Source organism: Kitasatospora sp. NPDC056531 (assembly GCF_042794375.1).
Lineage (GTDB): Bacteria > Actinomycetota > Actinomycetes > Streptomycetales > Streptomycetaceae > Kitasatospora.
Genome location: NZ_JBHTTU010000139.1, coordinates 10,058 through 11,075, shown reverse-complemented (window position 1 = coordinate 11,075; position 1,018 = coordinate 10,058). Strand labels below are relative to the sequence as shown.

Sequence of the window (1,018 nt, the reverse complement as noted above, 5' to 3'; positions counted from 1 at the left end):
TCCCAGTACTGGTCGTTGCCCTCCACCGGCTTGACCTCGATGCCGAAGGCCTCGCCGTAGAAGGCCGTGGCGCCCTCGACGTCACTGGTGTGCAGTTCGTTCCAGATCAGCGCCCCGGCCTCGTTGACCACCTGGGCCCCGGAGAACTCGCCAGGCTGCCAGACGCCGAACACCGCACCCTGCGGATCGGCGGCCACCAGCATCCGGCCGAGGGAGCCGACGTCCATCACCGGGACCAGCAGGGTGCCACCGGCCTCGACGATCGCGTCCTGGGTGGCCTCGGCGTCGGTGGTGGCCAGGTAGCTGGTCCACACGGTGGGCGGCTCCGGCATGCCTTCGGGGGCCGCCGCCGGACCGATGCCGGCAACCGCCTTGCCGTTGAGCGCGCAGACCGCGTACCCGCCGAACTCGGCCGGGCCCGGCTGACCTTGCCAGCCGAAGAGGTCTCGGTAGAAGTCCAGCGCGGCCTGCTGGTCCTTCGCCATCAGATCGACCCAGCACGGGGTGCCGGTCGCGTACGGGGTGGTGACGTCAGGCATTCTCGCCCCTTCCTCGGGAGATCCCCCGGCAGTCACCCTCCCGTCCCCCACCGGGATGCGCCACCCGACACGCCGCCCGGCACGCCGCCACGCGGGGCGGAGCCGACGGCGCCCGGGCGTGCTGCCGGACGCTCGCCCGATCCCGCCCGGGAACGCCCCGGAAACAGCCCGCCGACGGCCCGGCAGGGCCGTCCACCTCGGGGTTTGACCCCGGCCACCCCTTGTTGTGACGCTAGGTCAGTACATGTCACTGCGTTGGTCCTTGGGGAGAGCGTGGACAACCGGCTGCTGATCCGCATCACCGACGCCGACCAGGGCGCCGCCGCATCGCTGCTGGCCCGGCTGCGGGCCGAGCCCGAACTGCGCGGCCGGGTCGAACCCGTCGCCGCACCACCGCGGCCCGGCTCGCTGGGCACGCTCGCCGACGTACTCACCGTCGCGGTCGGGACCGGCGGTGCCGTGTCCGGCCTGACCAGCGC

1 protein-coding gene and 1 pseudogene are annotated in these 1,018 nt (G+C 73.1%); one reads left to right on the top strand and one right to left on the bottom strand.

Annotation, left to right across the window (positions count from 1 at the left end):
• Positions 1-539, bottom strand: a 539-nt coding sequence (locus ACFQ87_RS41700) for a VOC family protein (protein ID WP_380616185.1), incomplete at its 3' end; no start/stop codon positions are given.
• 273 nt (positions 540-812) lie between these two features.
• Here ACFQ87_RS41700 and ACFQ87_RS41695 point away from each other — a divergent pair.
• Positions 813-1,018 (top strand): annotated as a pseudogene (locus ACFQ87_RS41695) (hypothetical protein); the annotation flags it as partial.